The sequence below is a fragment of the Chromobacterium sp. HL1 genome (genome assembly GCF_057418835.1).
In genome coordinates, this window is the sequence record NZ_CP162399.1 from 4,096,743 (window position 1) to 4,119,448 (window position 22,706).

17 protein-coding genes are annotated in these 22,706 nt (G+C 62.8%); 6 read left to right on the forward strand and 11 right to left on the reverse strand.

Features of this window, described 5'->3' with window-relative positions; translation table 11 throughout:
• Positions 1–70 precede the first annotated feature (70 nt).
• Positions 71–4,519: a glutamate synthase large subunit gene (gene gltB / locus AB1Z25_RS18700; RefSeq protein WP_486635888.1), complete on the reverse strand. Its 4,449-nt coding sequence runs from the start codon at positions 4,517–4,519 to the stop codon at positions 71–73.
• A gap of 282 nt (positions 4,520–4,801) precedes the next feature.
• Here gltB and AB1Z25_RS18705 point away from each other — a divergent pair, with 282 nt between their 5' ends.
• The 3 genes from AB1Z25_RS18705 to AB1Z25_RS18715 all read left to right on the forward strand — a co-directional run bounded on the left by AB1Z25_RS18705 (position 4,802) and on the right by AB1Z25_RS18715 (position 10,550).
• Positions 4,802–6,322, forward strand: a complete 1,521-nt coding sequence (locus AB1Z25_RS18705) for a phospholipase D-like domain-containing protein (protein WP_107800616.1) — start codon at positions 4,802–4,804, stop codon at positions 6,320–6,322.
• Positions 6,323–6,755: 433 nt separating this feature from the next.
• Positions 6,756–9,011, forward strand: coding sequence for an Orn/Lys/Arg family decarboxylase (locus AB1Z25_RS18710; protein ID WP_486635889.1), 2,256 nt, complete (start codon positions 6,756–6,758; stop codon positions 9,009–9,011).
• A gap of 105 nt (positions 9,012–9,116) precedes the next feature.
• Complete coding sequence (locus AB1Z25_RS18715; protein WP_486635890.1) at positions 9,117–10,550, forward strand: sensor histidine kinase; 1,434 nt, start codon at positions 9,117–9,119, stop codon at positions 10,548–10,550.
• Between the two features lie 156 nt (positions 10,551–10,706).
• Here the strand turns inward: AB1Z25_RS18715 and AB1Z25_RS18720 are convergent, their stop codons facing one another.
• Entirely contained in the window at positions 10,707–11,336 is a 630-nt protein-coding gene (locus AB1Z25_RS18720) for a LysE family translocator (RefSeq protein WP_235086407.1), read from the reverse strand.
• A 62-nt stretch (positions 11,337–11,398) separates the two neighbouring features.
• Positions 11,399–11,788, reverse strand: a complete 390-nt coding sequence (locus AB1Z25_RS18725; protein WP_107800619.1) for a DUF488 domain-containing protein — start codon at positions 11,786–11,788, stop codon at positions 11,399–11,401.
• A gap of 107 nt (positions 11,789–11,895) precedes the next feature.
• On the opposite strand from AB1Z25_RS18725, the gene AB1Z25_RS18730 reads away from it, so the two are divergent.
• Together AB1Z25_RS18730 and AB1Z25_RS18735 are read left to right on the forward strand one after the other, a co-directional pair.
• The gene (locus tag AB1Z25_RS18730) at positions 11,896–12,507 is read left to right on the forward strand and encodes a LysE family translocator (protein ID WP_486635891.1); all 612 of its coding nucleotides are present in this window, start codon (positions 11,896–11,898) and stop codon (positions 12,505–12,507) included.
• 5 nt (positions 12,508–12,512) lie between these two features.
• On the forward strand, positions 12,513–12,962 hold the full coding sequence (locus tag AB1Z25_RS18735) for a GNAT family N-acetyltransferase (RefSeq protein WP_253313698.1): 450 nt from the start codon (positions 12,513–12,515) through the stop codon (positions 12,960–12,962).
• 19 nt (positions 12,963–12,981) lie between these two features.
• Here the strand turns inward: AB1Z25_RS18735 and AB1Z25_RS18740 are convergent, their stop codons facing one another.
• The 3 genes from AB1Z25_RS18740 to AB1Z25_RS18750 all read right to left on the reverse strand — a co-directional run bounded on the left by AB1Z25_RS18740 (position 12,982) and on the right by AB1Z25_RS18750 (position 16,101).
• Positions 12,982–13,764: a ferredoxin--NADP reductase gene (locus tag AB1Z25_RS18740; RefSeq protein ID WP_486635892.1), complete on the reverse strand. Its 783-nt coding sequence runs from the start codon at positions 13,762–13,764 to the stop codon at positions 12,982–12,984.
• Between the two features lie 80 nt (positions 13,765–13,844).
• Positions 13,845–14,900, reverse strand: coding sequence for an NAD(P)H-dependent flavin oxidoreductase (locus AB1Z25_RS18745; protein ID WP_486635893.1), 1,056 nt, complete (start codon positions 14,898–14,900; stop codon positions 13,845–13,847).
• A gap of 55 nt (positions 14,901–14,955) precedes the next feature.
• Complete coding sequence (locus tag AB1Z25_RS18750) at positions 14,956–16,101, reverse strand: trans-sulfuration enzyme family protein (RefSeq protein WP_486635894.1); 1,146 nt, start codon at positions 16,099–16,101, stop codon at positions 14,956–14,958.
• Between the two features lie 234 nt (positions 16,102–16,335).
• Between AB1Z25_RS18750 and AB1Z25_RS18755 the strand changes: the two genes are divergently transcribed.
• Positions 16,336–18,090, forward strand: coding sequence for an AMP-dependent synthetase/ligase (locus AB1Z25_RS18755; protein WP_486635895.1), 1,755 nt, complete (start codon positions 16,336–16,338; stop codon positions 18,088–18,090).
• Positions 18,091–18,142: 52 nt separating this feature from the next.
• Here the strand turns inward: AB1Z25_RS18755 and AB1Z25_RS18760 are convergent, their stop codons facing one another.
• The 5 genes from AB1Z25_RS18760 to pth all read right to left on the reverse strand — a co-directional run bounded on the left by AB1Z25_RS18760 (position 18,143) and on the right by pth (position 22,636).
• The gene (locus AB1Z25_RS18760; RefSeq protein ID WP_118268338.1) at positions 18,143–18,805 is read right to left on the reverse strand and encodes an amino acid ABC transporter permease; all 663 of its coding nucleotides are present in this window, start codon (positions 18,803–18,805) and stop codon (positions 18,143–18,145) included.
• Positions 18,806–18,885: 80 nt separating this feature from the next.
• Positions 18,886–19,659, reverse strand: a complete 774-nt coding sequence (locus tag AB1Z25_RS18765) for a transporter substrate-binding domain-containing protein (protein ID WP_486635896.1) — start codon at positions 19,657–19,659, stop codon at positions 18,886–18,888.
• Positions 19,660–19,798: 139 nt separating this feature from the next.
• Entirely contained in the window at positions 19,799–20,770 is a 972-nt protein-coding gene (locus AB1Z25_RS18770; protein ID WP_486635897.1) for a Wzz/FepE/Etk N-terminal domain-containing protein, read from the reverse strand.
• Between the two features lie 116 nt (positions 20,771–20,886).
• The gene (gene ychF, locus AB1Z25_RS18775; protein ID WP_107800628.1) at positions 20,887–21,978 is read right to left on the reverse strand and encodes a redox-regulated ATPase YchF; all 1,092 of its coding nucleotides are present in this window, start codon (positions 21,976–21,978) and stop codon (positions 20,887–20,889) included.
• Positions 21,979–22,054: 76 nt separating this feature from the next.
• On the reverse strand, positions 22,055–22,636 hold the full coding sequence (gene pth / locus AB1Z25_RS18780; protein ID WP_107800629.1) for an aminoacyl-tRNA hydrolase: 582 nt from the start codon (positions 22,634–22,636) through the stop codon (positions 22,055–22,057).
• Between the last annotated feature and the right edge of the window lie 70 nt (positions 22,637–22,706).

Here is a 22,706-nt window from a genome sequence, read left to right on the forward strand (position 1 = left end):
CGCCCGCTGGCGCCCGGGTTTTGAATGAGGTATCGGCGGAACGGCACCAGGGCCGCCCGCCTTGCGCGTCTTAGTCCTTGAGCAGGCTGTCGAGCTTGGCCGCCTTGGGTTTGACTAGCCAGAAGTAATCGACGTAATCGTCGAAGTTCTCCAGCATCGCTTTGGCCGTCTCGGAACCAGTCAACTCAACGTGCTTGGCGATCTTCTCCAATAGATAGGCGCGATACATGCCCATGGCTTCGCCGTTGATCAGGTGGATGTCGATCAGCTCGTTGTTGTAGCGATAAGCGAATTTCTCATTCGGGTCGTAGACGAAGGCGAAGCCGCCGGTCATGCCGGCGCCGAAGTTGTAGCCGGTTTCGCCCAGCACGATGACGCTGCCGCCGGTCATGTATTCGCAGCAATGGTCGCCGGCGCCTTCGATGACGGCCAGCGCGCCGGAGTTGCGCACGCCGAAACGCTCGCCCGCCACGCCCGCGGCGAACAACTGGCCGCCGGTAGCCCCGTACAGACAGGTATTGCCGATGATGATGGACTCGCCCGCCCGGTATCCCGCGTTCTTGGGCGGATAGATGGTCACCCGGCCGCCGGCCATGCCCTTGCCCACATAGTCGTTGGCGTCGCCTTCCAGTTCCAGATGCAGACCGGACGCGTTCCATACGCCGAAACTTTGCCCGGCGCTGCCGCTGAACTTGATCTTGAGACAGCCGAACGGCAGGCCCGCCGCGCCGTGCACGCGGGCGATCTCGCCGGACAGGCGCGCGCCGATGGAGCGGTGGGTATTCTCGATCGGATAGCTCAGCTCCAACATCTGTTTATTGTGGATGGCGGACAAGGCGTCTTGCAGGATGGCCTCCGCCAGCTCGCCCTTGTCGAAGGAGGGATTGCTGGCGCTGACGCAGAAACGCGGCTCGCTGTCCGGCACCCGGCCTTGCGACAGCAGCGGCGACAGGTCCAGCTTCTGCTGCTTGTCGGTGTCGCCGGCCGTCAGGCTCAGCAGGTCCATCCGGCCTATCAGTTGCTCCATATTGCGCACCCCCAGCTTGGCCATCCACTCGCGGGTTTCGCGCGCGATAAACAGGAAGTAGTTCATCACCATTTCCGGCAAGCCGGTGAAGTACTTGGAGCGCAGCTTGATTTCCTGAGTGGCCACGCCGGTGGCGCAGTTGTTCAGATGGCAGATACGCAGGTATTTGCAACCCAACGCCACCATGGGGCCGGTGCCGAAGCCAAAGCTCTCCGCGCCCATCATCGCCGCCTTGATCACGTCCAGGCCGGTCTTCAAGCCGCCGTCGGTCTGCACCCGCACCCGGCCGCGCAGGCCGTTGGCGCGCAGCACCTGCTGGGCTTCGGACAGGCCCAGCTCCCATGGGGAGCCGGCGTATTTGACCGAGGTCAGCGGCGAGGCGCCGGTGCCGCCGTCGTAGCCGGAGATGGTGATCAGGTCGGCGTAGGCCTTGGCCACGCCGGCGGCGATGGTGCCGACGCCGGGTTCGGCCACCAGCTTGACCGACACCAGCGCGGACGGGTTGACCTGCTTGAGGTCGAAAATCAGCTGCGCCAGGTCTTCAATCGAGTAAATGTCATGGTGTGGCGGCGGCGAGATCAGGCTGATGCCTTCCTTGGCGTGGCGCAGCCGCGCAATCAGGCCGGACACCTTGTCCCCGGGCAGCTGGCCGCCCTCACCCGGCTTGGCGCCTTGCGCCACCTTGATCTGCAGCACTTCGGCATTGACCAGGTAATGCGGCGTGACGCCGAAGCGCCCCGAGGCCACCTGCTTGATCTTGGACATTTTCTCGGTGCCGTAGCGCGCGGCGTCTTCGCCGCCCTCGCCGGAATTGGAACGGCCGCCCAGGCGGTTCATCGCGATCGCCAGCGCTTCATGCGCCTCAGGCGACAAGGCGCCGAGCGACATCCCCGCGGAGTCGAAGCGCTTGAGGATGGCTTCCACCGGCTCCACTTCGTCGATGGAGATAGGCTCGCCCAGCGGCTGCACCTGCATCAGGTCGCGCAACATCGCCACCGGGCGCTGGTTCACCGCCTCGGCGTATTGCTGATAGGCCTGGTAATCGTCGTTCTGCACCGCTTTTTGCAGCAGGGTCACCACATCGGGGTTATAGGCGTGGTATTCCTCGCCGTGCACGTACTTGAGCAAGCCGCCCTGGGAGATCGGCCGCATCGGGTTGAAGGCGAAACGCGCCAGCTTGCGCTGATCGTCCTCGAAGTCGGCGAAACCCGCGCCGGACACCCGCGACACCGTGCCCTTCAGACACAACTCCACCACTTCCTCGTGGATGCCTACCGCTTCGAACAGCTGCGCGCCGCGATAGGAGGCGATGGTGGAAATGCCCATCTTGGACAACACTTTGAGCAAACCCTTGTTGATGCCCTTGCGATAGTGCTGCAAGGCTTCGTTGAGCTTGAGTTTGACCTCGCCGCTCTGCACCAGCTCGATGATGCTTTGATAAGCCAGATAGGGGTATACCGCGGTGGCGCCGTAGCCGATGATGCAGGCCATCTGGTGCGCGTCGCGCACCGTGCCGGTTTCCACCAGGATATTGGTCTTGCAGCGCAAGCCGCTGTCTATCAGCGCGTGGTGCACCGCGCCGGTGGCGAACAGCGCCGGGATGGGCAGGCGCTGAGGCGTCACATGGCGATCGGACAGCACCACGATGACCGTGCCCTCCTTGACCGCGTCCACGACATGTCGGGTCAGCGTCTCCAGCGCCTGGCGCAAGTCGGTTTCGCTGGGGTCGTAGCACAGGTCGAAGGTCGTCGCCTTCAGATAAGGCTCCGGCCGCGTGGTGACGCGGGTGAATTTCTCGTGCGACAGCACCGGGGAGCGCACTTCCAGCCGCTTGGCGTGCTCGGCGCTCTCCTCGAACATATTGCGTTCCGGCCCGAACACCGTGTTCAGCGACATCACCACCGCTTCGCGGATCGGGTCGATAGGCGGGTTGGTCACCTGGGCGAATTGCTGGCGCAGATAGTCGAAGGGCGAGCGCACTTTCCGGCTTAGCACCGCCATCGGCGTATCGTCCCCCATCGAACCCACCGCCTCCTGGCCGTCCTCGGCCAGCACGCGCAGGATTTGGTCTCGCTCTTCAAAGCTGATATTGAACAGCTTCTGCAAACGCGCCAGTTCGTCCTTGGACAAAGGCTCGACACCGGCGTCGTCCTCGATCGACAGCTCCAGGTATTTGGCGCTGTCCTTGATCCATTGGCGATACGGCTTGGCGCTCTTCAATTGGGCGTCGATTTCCTCCGGCAACAAGAGCTCGCCGGTGGCCAAATCCGCGGCGAACAACTGACCCGGCTTGACCCGACCCTTGCGCACCACGTTTTCGGGCTGGTAGTCCCACACCCCCACCTCGGAGGCGATGGTCAGCACATTATCCCGGGTCAGCACCCAGCGGGCCGGCCGCAGGCCGTTGCGGTCCAACATGCAGGCGGCGTAGCGGCCGTCGGTGAGCACGATGCCGGCCGGGCCGTCCCACGGCTCCATATGCATGGAGTTGAATTCATAAAAGGCGCGCAAGTCCTTGTCGGTGGAGTCGACGTTCTGCCAGGCCGGCGGCACCAGCAGACGCAGGGCGCGGAACAGCGGAATACCGCCCATCAGCAGGCCTTCCAGCATATTGTCCAGCGACATCGAGTCGGAGCCGTCGGTCTGCACGATGGGACGCACCGCGTCCATGTCCAGATGCGGTGACGCCATGATGCGCTCGCGCGCGCGCGCCCAATGGCGGTTGCCCTGCACGGTGTTGATTTCGCCGTTGTGGGCAAGGAAACGGAAAGGCTGCGCCAGCTTCCATTGCGGCCAGGTATTGGTGGAGAAGCGCTGGTGGAATACGGCCAGGCTGGACTCGAAGCGGGGATCGTTCAAATCCAGGAAGAACTTGGACAGGTTCTCCGGCGTCACCAGGCCTTTGTAGGACAGAGTATGCGGCGACAAGGTCGGCAGATAAAAAAACGGGTCGTCCGCCTTATTGGCTTTCTCAGCCTGGCGACGACCCATGTACAAACGGCGCTGGAACATTAACTCATCCATGCCGAATGGACAGTTAACAAAGACCTGGACCATGGCGGGAAGCGAGGCCAAGGCCGCCTCCCCACAGGCGCTGTCGTCGGTGGGAACCTGTCGGAAACCGGACACCTCCAAACCCTGGGACTCCAGAAACTCGCGCAGGCGGCGCAAGCTGCGCTCTCCCTGTTCCGGATCGGGATGGTGGAACACCAGCCCGGCGGCGTACACTGGCTTCAGCGTCAAGCCGGCCTCAGCGGCGACTTCGCGCAAAAAACCGTCCGGCTTGCGAAACAACAGGCCGCAGCCGTCGCCGGATTTGCCGTCGGCGGCCACCGCGCCGCGGTGGGTCAATTTGGCCAGCGAGGAGATGGCGGTTTCCACCAGCCAGTGACTGGGTTTGTCGTCAAGCTGGGCGATCAAGCCAAAACCGCAGCTATCCTGCTCGAAGTCCGGATGGTACAGGGTGCCCTGTAGCCAGCGTTGTCTGTCCATAGCTTTGTCCTGCTTATAATGTGAAACGAATGTTTCGATTCTAAGGGCAAGGAGCTTGACCCTGCAACCGGTTTTTGTGCACCGCATTAGACGATAAAAATCATCATGTTACAGTGATTTTTTTGATTTTTCGATGTCGAAAAATCGTGTTTTCACGGCGGATTAATTGTGATTTTGTGACGCGAACGTTCAATAAAACGACTGTCAAGCCGCCTTGTCAAGGACATCCAAAATGGCGATTTCAACCAAATTCAGTATATTGTCAAACAATAGCCAAATATAATGCCCATTCTGTCCCCCCACCCCGCCAATCAGGAGCTGATCCGTCACCTGGCCGAGCAGGCGTTTTCCCGCTCCGCCGGCGCCCCGCTGGTGGGCGGCAATCAGCTGGAACTGCTCTACGACAGCGTGGAGAACTTCCCGGCTTGGGAACAGGCCATCGCCGACAGCCGGGAATCGATCTTCATCGAGATGTATATCTTCGCCAAGGACGCGTTTGGCCTGCGCATACGGGATCTGCTGATTGAACGCGCGCGCGCCGGAGTGAAGGTCTGCCTGCTTTACGATTGGCTGGGCAGCTGGAAAACGCATCTGGGCAGTTTCTTCAAGCCCTTGCAGGCCGCGGGAGCGGAATTGCGCGCCTACAACCCGCCGTCTCTGACCGCCGGCCTCAGCATGCTGGGGCGCAATCATCGCAAGCTGATCGTGATCGACCGCCGGACCGTCTTCGTGTCCGGCCTGTGCATCAGCTCCAGCTGGGAAGGCCGTCCGGAGCGCGGCCAAGAGCCCTGGCGCGATACCGGCGTCAAATTCAGCGGACCGCTGGCGGCCGACGCGCTGGCGGCCTTCGCCGACAGCTGGGCCAGCTGCGGCGGCCCGCTGTCCGCGGAATGGCTGACGCCGCCGCCATTGGAAAACTGCGGCGCGGTGGCGGCGCGCCTGATCGCCACCACGCCCGCCACCGCGCAAATGATGCGGCTGGACTTGCTGATCGCCTGCTTCGCCCGACGCACCCTGTGGCTGACCGACGCCTACTTCATGGGCACCAGCATGTATCTGACCGCGCTGAAACAGGCCGCGCGAGACGGCGTCGACGTCCGCTTGCTGGTGCCGCGCTCCAGCGACATCGGCTGGATCGCCACGGTGTCGCGCACCCAGTACCGCCCGCTGCTGGAGGCCGGCGTGCGCGTCTTCGAATGGGACGGCCCGATGATCCACGCCAAAACCGCGGTGGCGGACGGCCGCTGGGCGCGCATCGGCTCCACCAACCTCAATCTGTCGAGCTGGCTGGCCAACCGCGAACTGGACGTGGCGGTGGAGGATCAGGCCTTGGCGGAAAAGCTGGCCGAGCGGTTCCTTCAGGATCTGGACCACGCCACCGAAGTGATCCTGGCCGGCCAGCGCCGCCGCCCGACGCTGACCAAGCCGCGGCCCAAGGACTATCACGGCCTGCTGCTGCCGCCGCATACCGCCGCCCTCAGCGGCGCCAGCGCCGCCGCGCGGCAAGCGGCGCGGATCGGCGACGCGCTGGGCGTGGTGGTGCGCGGCACCCGCAATGTCGACGCCAGCGAGGCGTCCGCCTTCCTGACCATAGGCATGGCGCTGCTGATCTTCGCCGGCCTGATCGCCTTCTTCCCCTGGCTGGTGGCCGCGCCCTTGCTCTTTTTGCTGCTGCTCAGCGGCGGCGCCATCGTCGCCAAGGCCCTGGGCTTGTACTGGGCCAGGCGTGGCAAAAAACAACAGCCGCCGCCGGCCGCGCCGGCTGGCGAGCAAGATGGCTCGCCCCAGGACAAATGCGATTAAAAACAATCCGTTGACTTGGGCTGATGTCCCCAAGACATCGCCGCCGCATCGCGCCTGGCCGCCGTCAGGCGTTTTTTTCGCGGAAAAAATTTTGCTGCGCAACAACATGACAAGCAAAAGGTCTAAAATGCGCGCTTTCTTGGGATGTTCTCCAGGCCGGCAGACGTGCCGCCCGCGCAGACAGCACAGCGCGAGCCGACTACGGACCGCGGCGCAAAGCGCCCTGTTTTTATTCGCGCCTCAAGGCCAGCCTCCATGGCGGCGGCGGACCCCGGTCTGCCCGTGCGTACAGAACTGCGCCCCAACGCGCACCGAGTGACACCGCAAAGGGTTACAGGTGCCCGCGGCTTCGGCCCTCGCCCACGGCGAGCCGACGGCCCATCCGCGTCCCGCCCCCGCGCGTGTCCGAGTTAACAGCAACAAGGACTCAGGTATGCGTTTTCATTTCCCCATCGTGATCATCGACGAGGACTTCCGCTCGGAAAACACCAGCGGCTCCGGCATCCGCGAACTCGCCGCCGCCATGGAGGCGGAAGGCATGAGCGTGATCGGCTACACCAGCTACGGCGACCTGACTTCCTTCGCCCAGCAGCAAAGCCGCGCCGCCGGCTTCATCCTGTCGATAGACGACGAGGAATTCCACACCGAGGACGCGGCGCAGGAAGCGCTGGGCAAGCTCTACGGCTTCGTCGCGGAAATCCGCCGCCGCAATCCGGACATCCCGGTCTATCTATACGGCGAAACCCGCACCGCGCGCCACATTCCCAACGACATCCTGCGCGAGTTGCACGGCTTCATTCACATGCACGAGGACACGCCGGAGTTCGTCGCCCGCCACATCATCCGCGAGGCCAAGAGCTATCTGGACAGCCTGGCGCCGCCGTTTTTCCGCGCGCTGGTGGATTACGCCCACGACGGTTCCTACTCCTGGCACTGCCCCGGCCATTCCGGCGGCGTCGCCTTCCTGAAGAGCCCGGTGGGCCAGATGTTCCACCAGTTCTTCGGCGAAAACATGCTGCGCGCCGACGTCTGCAACGCGGTGGACGAACTGGGCCAGCTGCTGGACCACACCGGCCCCATCGCCGCTTCGGAACGCAATGCCGCGCGCATCTTCAACGCCGACCACCTGTTCTTCGTCACCAACGGCACCTCCACTTCCAACAAAATCGTCTGGCACAGCTGCGTGGCGGCCGGCGACATCGTGCTGGTGGACCGCAACTGCCACAAATCCAATCTGCACGCCATCATGATGACCGGCGCCATCCCGGTGTTCCTGATGCCGACGCGCAACCATTACGGCATCATCGGCCCGATTCCTAAGTCCGAATTCCAGCTCGACAACATCAAGAAGAAAATTCAGGCCAACCCCTTCGCCCGCGAAGCGCTGGCCAAAAACCCGCAAGCCAAGCCGCGCATCCTGACCCTGACCCAGTCCACCTACGACGGCATTATCTACAACGTGGAGGACATCAAGCATCTGCTGGACGGCGAGGTCGATACCCTGCACTTCGACGAAGCCTGGCTGCCGCACGCCGGCTTCCATGACTTCTACGGCGACTTCCACGCCATCGGCGAAGGCCGGCCGCGCTGCAAGGACAGCCTGATCTTCTCCACCCAGTCCACCCACAAACTGCTGGCCGGCATCAGCCAGGCCTCGCAGATCCTGGTGCAGGACCCGGAGCAACGCCAGTTGGACACCGCTTGGTTCAACGAAGCCTATCTGATGCACACGTCCACCAGCCCGCAGTACTCCATCATCGCCAGCTGCGATGTGGCGGCGGCGATGATGGAACAGCCGGGCGGACAGGCGCTGGTGGAAGAATCGCTGGTGGAGGCGCTGGACTTCCGCCGCGCCATGCGCAAAGTGGACGAGGAATACGGCCGCGACTGGTGGTTCAGCGTCTGGGGACCGGACGATCTGTCCGACGACGGCATCTGCGACCCGGCCGAGTGGCAACTGCGCCCGAACGAGCGCTGGCACGGCTTCGTCGGCATTGAGGACGGCTTCAATATGCTGGACCCGATCAAGGCCACGGTGCTGACTCCGGGCCTGGATGTGGACGGCAGTTTCGAAGAGATGGGCATTCCCGCCGCCATCGTCACCAAGTATCTGACCGAACACGGCGTGGTGGTGGAAAAGACCGGGCTGTACAGCTTCTTCATCATGTTCACCATCGGCATCACCAAGGGCCGCTGGAACACGCTGATCTCCCTGCTGCAGCAATTCAAGGACGACTTCGACAAAAACCAGCCGATGTGGCGGGTGATGCCGGAATTCATCGCCCAGCACCCGCAATACGAGCGCGTCGGCCTGCGCGATCTGTGCCAGCGCATCCATCAGCTCTACAGCAAACACGATGTGGCCCGCATCACCACCGAGATCTATCTGTCGGAAATGGAGCCGGCGATGCGTCCGGCCGACGCCTTCGCCAAGATGGCCCACCGCGAGATCGAACGCGTGCCGGTGGAGCAACTGGAAGGCCGCGTCACCGCGGTGCTGTTGACGCCCTACCCGCCGGGCATCCCGCTGCTGATTCCCGGCGAGCGCTTCAACAAGACCATCGTCGACTACCTGCGCTTCGCCCAAGACTTCAACCGCGAGCTGCCCGGCTTCGAAACCGATGTGCACGGGCTGGTGGCGACGGAACTGGACGGCCGCAAGGTCTACTGCGTCGACTGCGTGAAATGAGAAAGGGCGGCGGCGCTCCGCCGGCGCGCCGCCGCACAATTTCTACACAATAATCCTTAACACACCAGGCTGGCGCGCTCGCGGCGGCGTGCGATAATCGCCGCCATGATGTCATTGGACCGCCGCTACGCCCTCACCGCCTGGCTCTTGCTCAGCCTGGCGGGTTGCCTATGGCTGGGCTGGCGCCAGTTTGGCGCATTGGAACAGCGCTTCCGCCAGGAATCCTTCATTACCCTGCGCCTGCTGAGCCAGAAAGCTTCGCAACACGACGCTGTGCTGGCCACCCTGGCTGCCTCGGAACAAAGCCGTTTGCCCGCCGACATGCTCAAGCGCCTGCAAACCGCCATGCCTCAGCTGAGCGCCATCGGTTTTTGGCAACAACAGCAATGGCATGGCGATCCCAGCGGCCTGCGTCCGCCGCTGGCCTTGCTGTGGCAAGCCCAGCAACAAGGCCAGACCCTGCTCGGCTTCGACGCTCAACAACGCTACTGGCTGCAAAGCCCGGACGGCTGGGCGCTGTTGATCGACCCGTTGCGCATGCTGGTCCAAGCCGAACTGCCCGAGCCGCTGGAAAACATCTCGCTGCAATTGCGCGGCCACCGCATCGAACTGCTGCAACGCAAGGCCGGCGCGTCTGCCAATGATTGGGATCTGAGCCTGGACCGCAAGCTGCCCAGCGCCAGCCAACCCTTCCGCCTGTCCAGCCGCACCGCCTTGAGTTGGGACAGCTTGCCCTGGATGGAAATCCTGCTGTGGAACGCGCTGCTCGCCGCCGTCGCCGTCGCCCTGTACGCCAGACATAGGCAACGCGCTTCTCAACAGCGCCAGCAACAGCAGGACCGTCTGGCCGCTCAAGCCCGGCTCAATACCCTGAATGAAATGATGGCCGGGCTGGCGCAGGAATTGAATCCGCCGCTGACCGCCATCATCGCCAATACCCGCCAGCTGGAACGGACGCTGGACGAGCCCTCGCAACGCGAAGCCGCGCGCGACACCCTGCTCGCCACCGGCGCGCAAGCGCGCCGCGCCGCGGCCCTGATCAGCCGGCTCAGCCGCCTGCTGGCCCATCCCAAAGCGACGGACACCACGCCGCTGGATCCCGACACGCTGGTGAACTCATTGCTGTTTCTGCGCCAGGCGGAATTGGCGAACCAGAACATCACCCTGGAATGGAATAATTTAAGCCCAGACGAGTGGCCGCGCGCGGAACGCACCGCGCTGGAACAGATTCTGCACAACCTGGTGCAGAACGCCTGCGACGCGCTGCAGGAACAAGGCGGCCGCATTGTGATCAGCGGCGAAAGCGACGGCCACAACTACCGTTTCAAGGTCATAGACAACGGCCCGGGCATTCCCGAAACCATCCTGTCCAAGATCTTCCTGCCCTTCTTCACCACCCGCTCGCGCGGCATGGGCCTGGGGCTGCCGCTCTGCGAGACCTTGGCGCGGGCCCAAGGCGGCAAGCTGCACGTGCAAAACGCCGCCAACGGCGGCGTCATCGCCCAACTGATACTGCCCTGGGCCAAGCGCGGCGCCTGAGGCGGCGCGCGTCAAACCCGTTCAAAAATCTGCTGCGCTTCGGCGAGACGGATGGAGCAGGCCGTTAAAAACAAGCTCACAATGCTCATGAGCGCTCGCACATTTCGCTTGTGTTCTCTTCGCCTCGCCCCTGCCCTCAAGCTTTTGAACAGGCTCTCAGCTCTTGCTCGCCAGCGCCAGCCGCAAAGCCAGCCCGCCGAACACCGAAGCCAGCAGCCATTGCGGCAGCCGGCTGTTCCCCAGCCTGTCGCCAAGCGCGCGTCCGAAACGGCTGGCCGCCAGGATGATCGCCCCATTGATCAGCAGGCCGATCGCGTTCAACAAGGTCGCCAACACCATGATCTGCAGCGAGACCGGCCCCGCGGACGGATGCACGAACTGGGGAAACAAAGCCAACACGAAGAGCGCCATCTTGGGATTGAGCAGATTGGTGAGCAGGCCCTGGGCCACGATGCGCGGCATAGACTGAGCGCCCGCGGCGCCCGGCACGCTCAACACGCTGCGGCTGCGCAACGTCGTCCAGGCCAGATAGAACAGATAGGCGGCGCCGGCGATGCGCACCGCGTCGTAGGCCAGCGGCGCGTGCACGAACAACTGCGCCAAACCGAAGGCCGCCGCCAGCGCATGGCAATACGTGCCCAGTTGAATGCCCGCCAGGGTGGCGAAGCCGGCCTTGCGTCCCTGGCTGGCGCTGCGGCTGGCGATCAGCAACATATCCGGCCCCGGCGTCGCCGCCAGCGCGACGCAGGCGAGACTGAATAGTAAAAGCGTGGACAAATCAGGCATGGCGGACATTCCGGGCAAATACAAAGCGATATGATACAAGCCGGCCCGGCGGAGTCAAAGCCTCACTCCACCAGCGCCGCGCCGCGCTCCCGCAACAAGGCCCGCAACACCGAGCGGTGACAGCGCGCCTCGTCCTGGCAGTAACAGCCTATGGAAAAGTGGCTGCCGTGCGACAAAGCTGCCAGCAAGTCCAGCTCGCGGCTTTGCTCCGGCGCCTTCATCTCCGCGCGATACGCCCGCTCGAACGTCTGCCATTCGGCTGCGCTCTGCGCCGCCTGCGCCTGTTTCACCAATTCCGCGCTGGGCGCCAGGTTGGGAAACCACACATCGTACCAATCGCCGCTGGCGAAGGCCTCCTTGGGCACGCCGCGCGGCGGCCGCCGCACCGTGCCGATGCGCGTGCCCTCCTGCGGGTGACGCGGACTGCCCAATTGCACCACGCGTATCGTCATCGCTCATTCTCCAAAACGGCGCGGCCCATGCGCCGCGCGCAACAACATTGTCATCGATGGCCAAGCCTGCGTAGACTAAGGGCCCGCCCCCTACGCGAACAATCCTCATGCAACACTATTCGCTTTATCTGCTGATGGCCGCGGCCACCGTGCTCAGCCCCGGCCCCGGCATTTTGATGACCCTGACCAACTCGCTGCGCTTCGGCCTGCGCGGCACCCTTGGCGGCATTCTCGGCACCGCCTGCGGTTCCTTCATCGTCGCCGGCGTGTCGGCCACCAGCCTCGGCCTGTTGCTGGCCGCGTCGGCGCTGGCCTTCACTGTGATGAAATGGATAGGTGCCGCTTACCTGTTTTATCTGGGCGTCAAACTGCTGCGCGCGCCGGCTTTTCGCTTCGATGAGATCCCAAGCCAGCCGCTCGGCTTTGCCCGGCGCTTTGGAGAAGGCATGGCGGTACAGCTGACCAACCCCAAGTCCATCTTCTTCTTTCTGTCCATCTTTCCGCAGTTCATCGACACTCAGGGGGCCTACGCGCCGCAATTCCTGCTGTTGGTCGGCACCTTCAGCGGCCTGATCATCCTGATCCACACCGTGTACGCGCTCACCGCGCAACGCGCGCGCCGTTGGCTGGCCAGCGACCGCGGCGGCAAATGGGTGAACAAGGCCGGCGGCGCGACCTTCCTGCTGTTCGGCGCCCTGCTCGCTAACTCCAACAGGTAAACGCCATGCGTCTGCAACTGGAGTCGCCGCGACAAGCCGATGTGCTGGCCTTGATAAGCCAGCTGGACGCATACCAGGCCGCGCTCTATCCGGCGGAAAGCAATCATCTGATGGACCCGGCGGCGCTGGAACCGCCACGGGCGCATTTCATCGTCGCTCGCGACGAGAAGCTCGCGGCGGTCGGCTGCGCCGCGCTAGTGCCGCATGAGGATTACGGCGAGATCAAGCGCATGTTCGTGGCGCCGTCCCAACGCGGCAAGGGCGTGGCCCAGGCGCTGCTGGCGCGCCTGGAGCGGGAAGCGCGCTCCGCCGGCCTGTCCGCGCTGAAACTGGAGACCGGCGTGTCCCAGCCTGAGGCGATCGGCCTATACCAGCGCGCCGGTTTCAAGCCCTGCCCGCCCTTCGGCGCCTACCAGCCCGACCCGCTCAGCCTGTTCATGAGCAAGGTCTTATAGGCCGCCCTGGGCGCGTCGGCTACCAACCGTTTTCCAACACCAGATGACCCGGCGCGCTCTGCCGGCTCATCCGGTAGCCCATCTTCATCAATTGCCGGTGGGTATCCTCCACCATGGCCGGGTTGCCGCAAATCATGAAGCGCGAGTTTTTCGGCGACATCGCCAGCCCCGCCGCCCGCTCCAAACCGCCATTGGCCAGCAAGGCCGGGATGCGCTCGTTCAACACGCCCTCCGGCGCGTCGCGAGTGACGATGGGCAAGTATTGCAACTTGTGGCCGTGCTCGTCCCACAAGGGGTGTTCGCTCAGCTCGGCGATGAAATCCTGATAACTGAGCTCAGCGGCGTGCCGCACGCAGTGCGCCAGCACGATGCGATCAAAACGTTGCCACTGAGCGGGGTCTTGCAGAATCGACAAATACGGCGCCAAACCGGTGCCGGTGGCCAACAACCACAAATCCTTGCCCGCCGGCAAGCGGTCCGCCAAGAAGAAGCCCATCGCCTTCTTGTCCAGCATCACTTCCGCGCCCACCTGCAGCTGCGCCAGACGCGAACTGAACTGGCCGTCCGGCACCACGATGGAATAGAACTCCAGATACTCGTCGGTCACTGCCGAACACATCGAATACGCCCGCCACACCTGACCGCCGTGTTCGCCCAACGGCAGGCCCAGCCTCGCGAACTGCCCAGGCTCAAAACGATAGGCGTCCGGCCGCCGCAAGCGGAAGCTGAGCAGATTGTCCGCCCAGCGCCGCAGCCACAAGATGGGTTGAACCGTGTACTTTTCTTCGATCGCTGTATCCATTGCCCGCCAATACCCAAGTAAATTACTCAAGTATTGTGCTCCAGATCGACGCCGGCTTCAAGCCTGCGCCGCGGCGGCGCTCACCGATAGGCGGCCAGCCATTCCTCGTGCAGCGTGGCGACCAGTTGCCCCGCCGCCAGCTCGCGGCCGGCCGCCACGTTTTCCCCGGCCCACAAGGACAGAAAATCGCTCAGCCCGGCCTTGGCCGCCGCGGCGCGCAAGGGTCCGGTCAAGGCGTTCATCACCGGATACGCCGGCACCAGGTCTTCCTTGTCGGCCATCAACTCCATATAACGGTTGTTCAGGCCGCGCGCGTAACGGCCGGAAAACGCGCGAGTCAAACGGGTGCCGCCGGGCGCGGCCTTGGCCAGCTCGCTTTTCCACAAGGCGGAAATGCCGGACTCCGGGCAACGCAAAAACGCGGTGCCCAACTGGCAGGCTTGGGCGCCGTGGCGCATTGCTGCGGCGATATCGCGTCCATGCATGATGCCGCCCGCGGCGATCACCGGCAGCGGCTGGTTCTGCGCCAATTCATAGACCAGCGACAAAGTGGGCCGCAGGCTGTCCTGGGGCCGTCCGATGAAGGTGCCTCGATGGCCGCCGGCTTCCCGACCTTGGGCGCAGATCGCGTCCGCGCCCAGTTCGGCCCAGGCCAGCCCTTCCGCCATATTGGTGGCGGTGCCGATCACGTCTATCTTAGCCTGCTTCAAGAGCTTGAGCTGATGGCGATTGAGAATGCCGAAGGTGAAGCTGGCCGCCGCCGGCTTGGCCTCCAGCAGCGCTTCGAACTGGCGCGCGAACGGCTCGCAGAAGCGCTCAGGGACCTGCGGCACCGGCAGCCCCAGCTCCCGGTGCAGCGGCGCCAGCCATTCCAGCGCCTGCCGCAAGGCCTCCTCGCTGGGAGCGGGATCGTCCTGCACGAATAGATTGATGCCGAAGGGCTTGTCGGTGAGGCGCCGCACCGCGGCGGCTTCGCTGAGCAGGCGTTCGGGCGGCAGCAGCGCCGCCGCCAGAAACCCCAGGCCGCCGGCCTGGCTGACCGCGGCCACCAAGGCCGGAGAGGTGGCGCCGCCCGCCATCGGCGCCTGAATCAAAGGGGTGCGCAACTGCCAGCGACGGCACAAAGCGGAAGCCATATATTTCCTCGATTACGCCCGCGCGGGCGTCGGTTGAAAGAATAGCGCAGTCAGCTCAGTCCGCCAGAGCCTGCTCCAGATCGGCCAGGATATCGTCGATATCCTCTATGCCTATCGACAGCCTCACCCCGCCTTCGCGAATGCCCAATTGAGCCTTCTGCTCCGGCGGCATGCCGCCGTGCGACATGGTGTAGCTGTGGTTGATCAGCGATTCGACCCCGCCCAGCGATTCGGCCAGCGCGAACAGCCTCAACCGCTCGGCCAAGCGGCTGGCCGCCGCGCGGCTGTCGTCCTTCAGCCAGATGCTGACGATGCCGCCGAAGCGACGCATCTGCCGGCGGGCCAGTTCATGGCCCGGGTGCTCCGGCAGCCCCGGAAAGAACACCCGCTCCACCTTGGGATGAGATCGCAGATAATCCGCCACCCGCTCCGCGTTGTCGCAATGGCGATCCATGCGCAGATGCAGGGTCTTGATGCCGCGCAGGGTCAGGAAGCAATCTTGAGGCCCCGGCACCGCTCCCGCCGCGTTCTGAATGAATTTGATCTCGCGGTGCAGCGCCTCGTCGTTGACGGCCGCCAGGCCCAGCAACACGTCGGAGTGGCCGGCCAGATACTTGGTGGCGGAATGCACGACGACGTCGGCCCCCAAGTCCAGCGGGTTCTGCAGATAAGGCGTGGCGAAAGTGCTGTCCACCGCCACTCGGGCGCCGTGCGCGTGCGCGATCCGGGCCAGTTCCGCGATGTCCACCATGCCCAGCAAGGGGTTGGTGGGCGACTCCAGCCACAGCAGCTTGGTCCGCGCGCTGATCAGCGCCGTCAGGTTCCGGCTATCGCTCAAATCCGCGAAAGTGACCTTGACGCCCGCCGGTTCCATCACCTTGCTCAGCAGCCGGTAAGCGCCGCCATAAAGGTCCGCCACCGCGATCACCTCGTCGCCCGGCTTCAGGCAGGCGCGCAGCACCGCGTCGATGGCCGCCATGCCGCTGGCGAAGGCCAGGCCGTGGCGGGCGTTCTCCAGGCTGGCCAGGCAGGCCTCCAGCGCCGCCCGCGTGGGATTGCCGGTACGGGCGTACACAAAGGGCATGGATTCGCCGACATGGCCGTATTCGAACACCGAAGTCTGGTACACCGGCGGCATCACCGCCTTGCCATGCTCTGCGTTGTCATAGCCGGCATGAATGGATCTGGTTGCAAATTTCACGACTTTTCCTCAAAAAATCATTCACTTGTCCGCTTTGTCGGACAAACCGACCGCAATCAAGCTTCTAGCGCGCCGCAGCCATGACTCTTTCATCATTTTTCGAAAACTTCAAGGAAACCGCCGTTAAAACGGCGACTACTCCCTTGATCTTGACTAAATTTTTAGCAGCTTTGGCTTTACATCCACGCTCTTTAGGACTATTTTGCAGCGTTTCGCATTCAAACAATTGTACGAATGAAGCTAGAACGCGTATTTGACATCCTGCCCCGCCAACTCGAACGCCACCCGCGCACCGACTGCCTCGCCGCCAAAACCGGCAAGGAATGGCGCAGGTTGTCCACCGAGGAAGTCGCGGACAGCGTCAACCGCTTCAGCCTGGGTCTGCTGGAGTTGGGCATCGCCAGCGGCGACAAAGTCGCCCTCGCCGCCGACAACTCCATAGAATGGGTGCTGGCCGATCTGGCGCTGCAGCAAATCGGCGCCGTCAGCGTGCCGCTCTATCCCACCATGACCCTTGATGATGCACGCTATATCCTGACTCATGCCGAGGTCAAGCTCGCTTTCGTCGGCAATGCCGCATTGCAACGCAAATTGCATGAGGCGCTGGGCAAATTCAGCTGCCCGATCTACGGCCTGAGCCAGATCGACGGCTGCCCGTCCTGGACCGAAATCCTGGCCCTGGCCAAACCGGAGCGGCAGGCCGAGCTGGAACGCCGCCGCGACGCGATCCAGCCGGACGACGTCTACACCATCATTTACACCTCCGGCACCACCGGACGCTCCAAAGGCGTGATGCTGTCGCACCGCAACGTGCTCAGCACCGTGGTCGCCACCGCGGAATTCACCCGCCTGCCGCACGGAGAATGCCGCGCGCTGAGCTTTTTGCCGCTGTCGCACATCTTCGAGCGCGCCGGGGTCTTCTACTATATGTACAGCAGCGCCGGCGTTTACTTCTCCAGCGTGGAATGCCTGTCCTCCGCGCTCTCCGACATCCGTCCGCACACCTTCAGCGCGGTGCCGCGCGTGCTGGAGAAAGTGCACGACAAGCTGGTGGGCAAGGCACGCGAATTCAGCGGCTTCAAACGCCGTCTTTATCTGTGGGCCGTGGAGCGCGCCGAGCGCTTCGACCCCAACGCCCGCCGCTCGCCGCTGGAAGCCGCCAAGCACGCGCTGGCCGACAAGCTGGTTTACCGCAAGTGGCGCGCCGCGATGGGCGGCGAGCTCAAATGGATCAATGTCGGTTCCGCCGCGCTGCAGCCGCGGCTGGCGCGCCTGTTCTGGGCCTGCGGCGTGTCGGTGGCGGAGGGCTACGGCATGACCGAATCCGCGCCGGTGATCTCCGCCAACCCGTTCAACGCCCGGGACACCCGGATCGGCAGCGTGGGCCTGCCCTTGCCCGGCGTGGAAGTGCGCCTGGCCGACGACGGCGAAATCCTGGTGCGCGGCGACAATGTGATGCTCGGCTATTACAAGGAGCCGGGACTCACCGCCGAAGCGCTGAACAACGGCTGGCTGCACACCGGCGACATCGGCGTGCTGGAACACGGCTATCTGCGCATCACCGACCGCAAGAAGGAAATGTTCAAGACCAGCAACGGCAAATACATTGCGCCGCAAGCGCTGGAGAACAAGCTGAAGGAATCCGCCTTCATCGACCAGATCATGGTGGTGGGCGACGGTCAGAAGTACGCGGCGGCGCTGATTGTCCCGCTCTTCGAGAAACTGAAGGAATGGTGCGCCGAACACGGCATCGCCTACACCACCGACAGCGAGATGAGCAGCCACCCCAAGATCGTCGAGTTGATTGACCGCGAGATCAAGCGCTTCAACCGCTACTTCGGCAACTGGGAACACATCAAGAAATTCACCCTGATCGACAAGCCCTGGTGCGTCGACGCCGGCGAATTGGCGCCCACGCTGAAGCTGCGCCGCAAGGTGATCGCCGAACGCTGCCGCGCAATGATAGAAAACCTCTACGCCCCGGCCTGAGCCGGATGCGACAAAGCCCCGCAACGCAGGGCTTTTTGCTTGAAGACGGCGGTCAACGCTTGTGGGCCAATTCCAGCCGCCGCTCCACATAACCCTGCACCCGCTCGAAGCTGGCGCTCAGCACCCAGTAGATCGCCGCCGCCGCCAGATAGAGCGGCAAGGGCTGAAAGGTCTGGGCGATCACTTCCTTCGTCGCCAGCATCAATTCGGTCACGGTGATCACCGATACCAGCGAAGTATCCTTGATCAGGCTGATCAGCGAATTGGACAGGCTGGGCACCGACAAGCGCAAAGCCTGCGGAGCGATGATGTGGCGCATGGTCTGCCACCAGCTCAAGCCCAAGGACAGGCCGGCGTCCCACTGGCCGCGGTGCACGCCGGCGATGCCGCCGCGCAGGCTTTCCGACAAATAGGCGGCCACATTCAGCGTCAAGGCCAGAATGCCCGCCGTCACCGGCCCCAACTCGATGCCCGCGCCGGGCAAGCCGTAATAGATGACGAAAATCTGCACCAAGAGCGGAGTGCCGCGCATCGCGCTGACATAGAAGGCGGCCAGTTGCGCCAGGACCGGCACTTGCGCCACTCGCAGCAAGGCCACGACGAAGCCCAGCGCCAGCCCCAGGATCATGGAAACCACCGCGAACATCAAGGTATAGCCCGCGCCTTGCAATAGCACCGGCAGCGCCGATTCGAACAGGACGATCCAGTCAGTCATTCACGTTTTTCCAAAAAAAAACCGACGCCCCCGCGCAAGCAGGGGCGTCTAGCCCTATCCACTCTGAAATCAACTGCCGCTTATTTCTTGGCCGCCGCCGGCGCTTTCGACACATCGATGCCGAACCATTTGACCGAGATCTTCTTGAAGCTGCCGTCGGCCTTCATATCACCCAGCGCCTTGTCTATCGCCGCCTTGAACTGCGGATTGTTCTTGGCGAACGGGATAGCCATCGTCGCCACCTCGCCCACCGGTGCGCCGGCCTTCAAGGGCAACTTGGCCTGCTTGATGGCGAAGGGAATCAGCAAGCTGTCGTTCAGCGCCGCGTCCACGCGGCCGCTGGCCAGATCCTGCAGGTATTCGGGTGCGCCGGGATAGGTTTTCACCTCGATGCCGGCCACGGCCTTGGCCATATCGGCGTAATTGCTGCCCTGGCCCACGCCCAGCTTCTTGCCTTTCAGCTCCGCCAGGCTCTTGAAAACGCGGCTCTCGTTCTTGCGCACGATCAACTGCGCGCTGGAGTAGGTGTAGGGCTGGGAAAAGTCGAACACGTCCTTGCGTTTGTCGGTCACGCCCACCTGATTGACCACGATGTCGAACTTGCCGGCCTGCAAGCCCGCCAGCAGGCCGCTCCACTCCGCCGTGGTGAATTCCGGCTTCACTTTCAGACGCTTGGCGATTTCAGTGGCGATCTCGACATCGAAACCCGTCAGCTGCTGTTTGGCGTCCTTGAAGTTGAACGGCGGGTAAGTGCCCTCCAACGCGATTTTCAGGCTGCCGCGCTGCTTGACCGTATCCAGCAAGTCCGCCGCGAACACCTGGCCAGCCAGGCCCGCCATTACGAGAAGCGTCATCAGCTTGCGCATATCAATATAACCTTTGGTAATTTTGAAAAACAAAATAGTCAAAAGTGAGAATATCACTAGCCGTTGGCGCTGCCAAGTTCTAGATAGAACAATGGCCGCGAAAAGCGGCCATGATGTCAATTCACCCCTACTCGGCGTGCTGGCGCTGGCGCAGCGTTGCCCCCAACTTACGCCCCAAGCCAATCAAGACCGCCAAGACAAAGCCCCCCAGACCGGCCAGCAACACGATCATAGTCCGTTTCGGTCCCGCCTTTTCCAAAGGGGGGCTAGCGGGCAACACAACCTGCACTTCTTGCGACACCAATGCCTTGCTCACCAAAGCCTGTTTTTGCAACTCCTCCAGCGCAGCCCGATAGAAGAAAAAATTCCTCATCATCGCCAACTTCTGCGAAGACATCATCTTGGCCTGTGGGCTCGCTCGCTCCAATTCCGCTCGCAATTGCAATAAAGACGACTGCAACGGGCTATTGCCCTCCATTTGCTGCGTGTTCATTTGCACTTCCAGGCGCGCGAATCCGTCGACAATCCGAGCCATCTCGCTATTCAGCAAGGCCTCCTCTGCGCCTTGCCGCTTCAACTGGCCCTGCGCCACAGACAGCTGCTGCTGCGCCGCTTTGATCTTTTCTTGCAACACCAGATACTTCTTACTCTGCTCGGTGACATGCAGGTCCAAAATCCTTTGCCTGGCCTGCTCCACCAAGTAATTGGCCAGCTTGGCAGCGAATACGGCGTCCTCGTCACTAACGGAAACCTCGAGCAGACCGTCTCTGCCCGCATTCACCTTGAGATTATCCAGCAAGCTCAGCTTGGTCTTATCAGCAGAGCCTGACTCATAATGCTTGGTCAATTCAAAATCGGCCACCGCGCGGTCCAGCATCGAACTATCCTTCAAAACACTAGCCCCTCCCTGAGGACCAAGCGGCGCCGGAACCAATAACAAAGAGGTCGCCACATATCTGGGAGGCATATTCATCACGATAACAGCTGACAACACCCCAAAGACCACAGGTAGTATCACCATCAAACGCCATTGTCTTCTGCAGAACAATATAATATCGACCAAGCTGATCTCATCAGAAACTTCACGCTTGTGTTCCAAATGTCATTATCCTTTTGCCGACCTTTATCTATGAATGATGCACTAGCAATACTCATTTTACTTACAAAAAAAAGGCATGCGCCAGAGCCACATGCCTTTTCTTCAGTTAATTATGATCACACATTAAATAAGAAGTTCATCACATCGCCGTCCTGGACCACGTAGTCCTTGCCCTCGGCCCGCATCTTGCCGGCCTCCTTGGCCTTGGACTCGCCACCCAGCGCGATGAAGTCAGTATAGGCGATGGTCTGCGCGCGGATGAAGCCGCGTTCGAAATCGGTGTGGATCACGCCGGCCGCCTGCGGCGCGGTGTCGCCGATATGAATTGTCCAGGCTCGCACTTCCTTAACGCCGGCGGTGAAGTAGGTCTGCAGACCCAGCAGCTTGTAACCCGCGCGGATCAGACGATCCAGGCCAGGCTCTTCCAGACCCAGCGTCTCCAGGAATTCGGCCTTGTCGGCGTCGTCCAGCTCGGCGATTTCGGACTCGATCGCCGCGCACAAGGCCACCACCGGCGCGCCTTCCTTGTCGGCCAGTTGCTGCACCCGCTCCAGCAAGGGGTTGTTGCTGAAGCCGTCTTCAGCCACGTTGGCCACATACATCGCCGGCTTGATCGTCAGCAGACATAGCGGCTTGACCAAGACCATTTCTTCCGGGCTCAAGTCCAGCGAGCGCGCCGGCAGGCCCTGATCCAGATGCGGCACCAGCTTCTCCAGCACCGCGATCAGCGCGCGCGCGTCCTTGTCGCCGGACTTGGCCTTCTTGCCTTCGCGCGTCATCGCCTTTTCCACCGCGGACAGGTCGGCCAGCGCCAGCTCGGTGCCGATGGTTTCGATGTCGGCGATCGGATCCACCTTGCCGGCGACGTGAACGATGTTCTCGTCTTCGAAGCAACGCACCACGTTAACGATGGCGTCGGTCTCCCGGATATTGGCCAGGAACTGGTTGCCCAGGCCCTCGCCCTTGGAGGCGCCCGCCACCAGGCCGGCGATGTCGACGAATTCGACGATGGCCGGCTGGATGCGTTGCGGATTGATGATCTTGGCCAGTTCGGCCAGGCGCTGATCCGGCACTTCCACGATGCCTACATTGGGCTCGATGGTGCAGAAGGGATAGTTGGCGGCTTCGATGCCGGCCTTGGTCAGCGCATTGAACAGGGTGGACTTGCCCACATTGGGCAGGCCGACGATACCGCATTTCAGACTCATGTCCGCATTCCTTCGAATTCTTGAAAAATCTTGTTCTGCCGCAGCATAGCGGCAAGCCGGCGATTTGCCCAGCGGCTCATTTGGCCGCGGTGTGCAATTCCTTCATCGCCGCCGCCATCTTGCCGCCGATGGCCGCCGGCAATTGCCGCAGCGCCTGCTCAATCGCCTCGTCCAGCGCCTGCTGTTCCTCGGCGCGCGGCTTCTTCAGCACGAAATTGGCGACTTCGTTGCGGTCTCCCGGATGGCCGATCCCCAGGCGCAAACGCCAGAAGGCCGGCGAACTCAGTCGCGCGGCGATGTCCTTCAAACCATTGTGGCCGCCGTGGCCGCCGCCCTGCTTGAAGCGGGCCGCGCCGGGCGGCAGGTCCAGCTCATCGTGCACCACGAGGATCTGGTCCGGCAGAATCTTGTAAAAATGGGCCAGCGCCAACACCGCCTGTCCGGACAGATTCATATAGGTCATCGGCTTGAGCAGCCAGACGTCCTGTCCCTCGATGTCCACGCGGGCGACGTCGCCTTGAAACTTGCCTTCCGTGCGCCAGTTGCCCTTATAGCGCCAGCACAACTCGTCCACCAGCCAGAAACCGGCGTTATGGCGCGTTCTATCGTATTCGGCGCCGGGGTTGCCCAGGCCGACTATCAGGCGAATGCCGGACATATTCTCTGTTCCAAATGAAAAAGCTCGTTGCGGGCCGACGGCTAGCAACGAGCTTTTCAACCGTTACCGT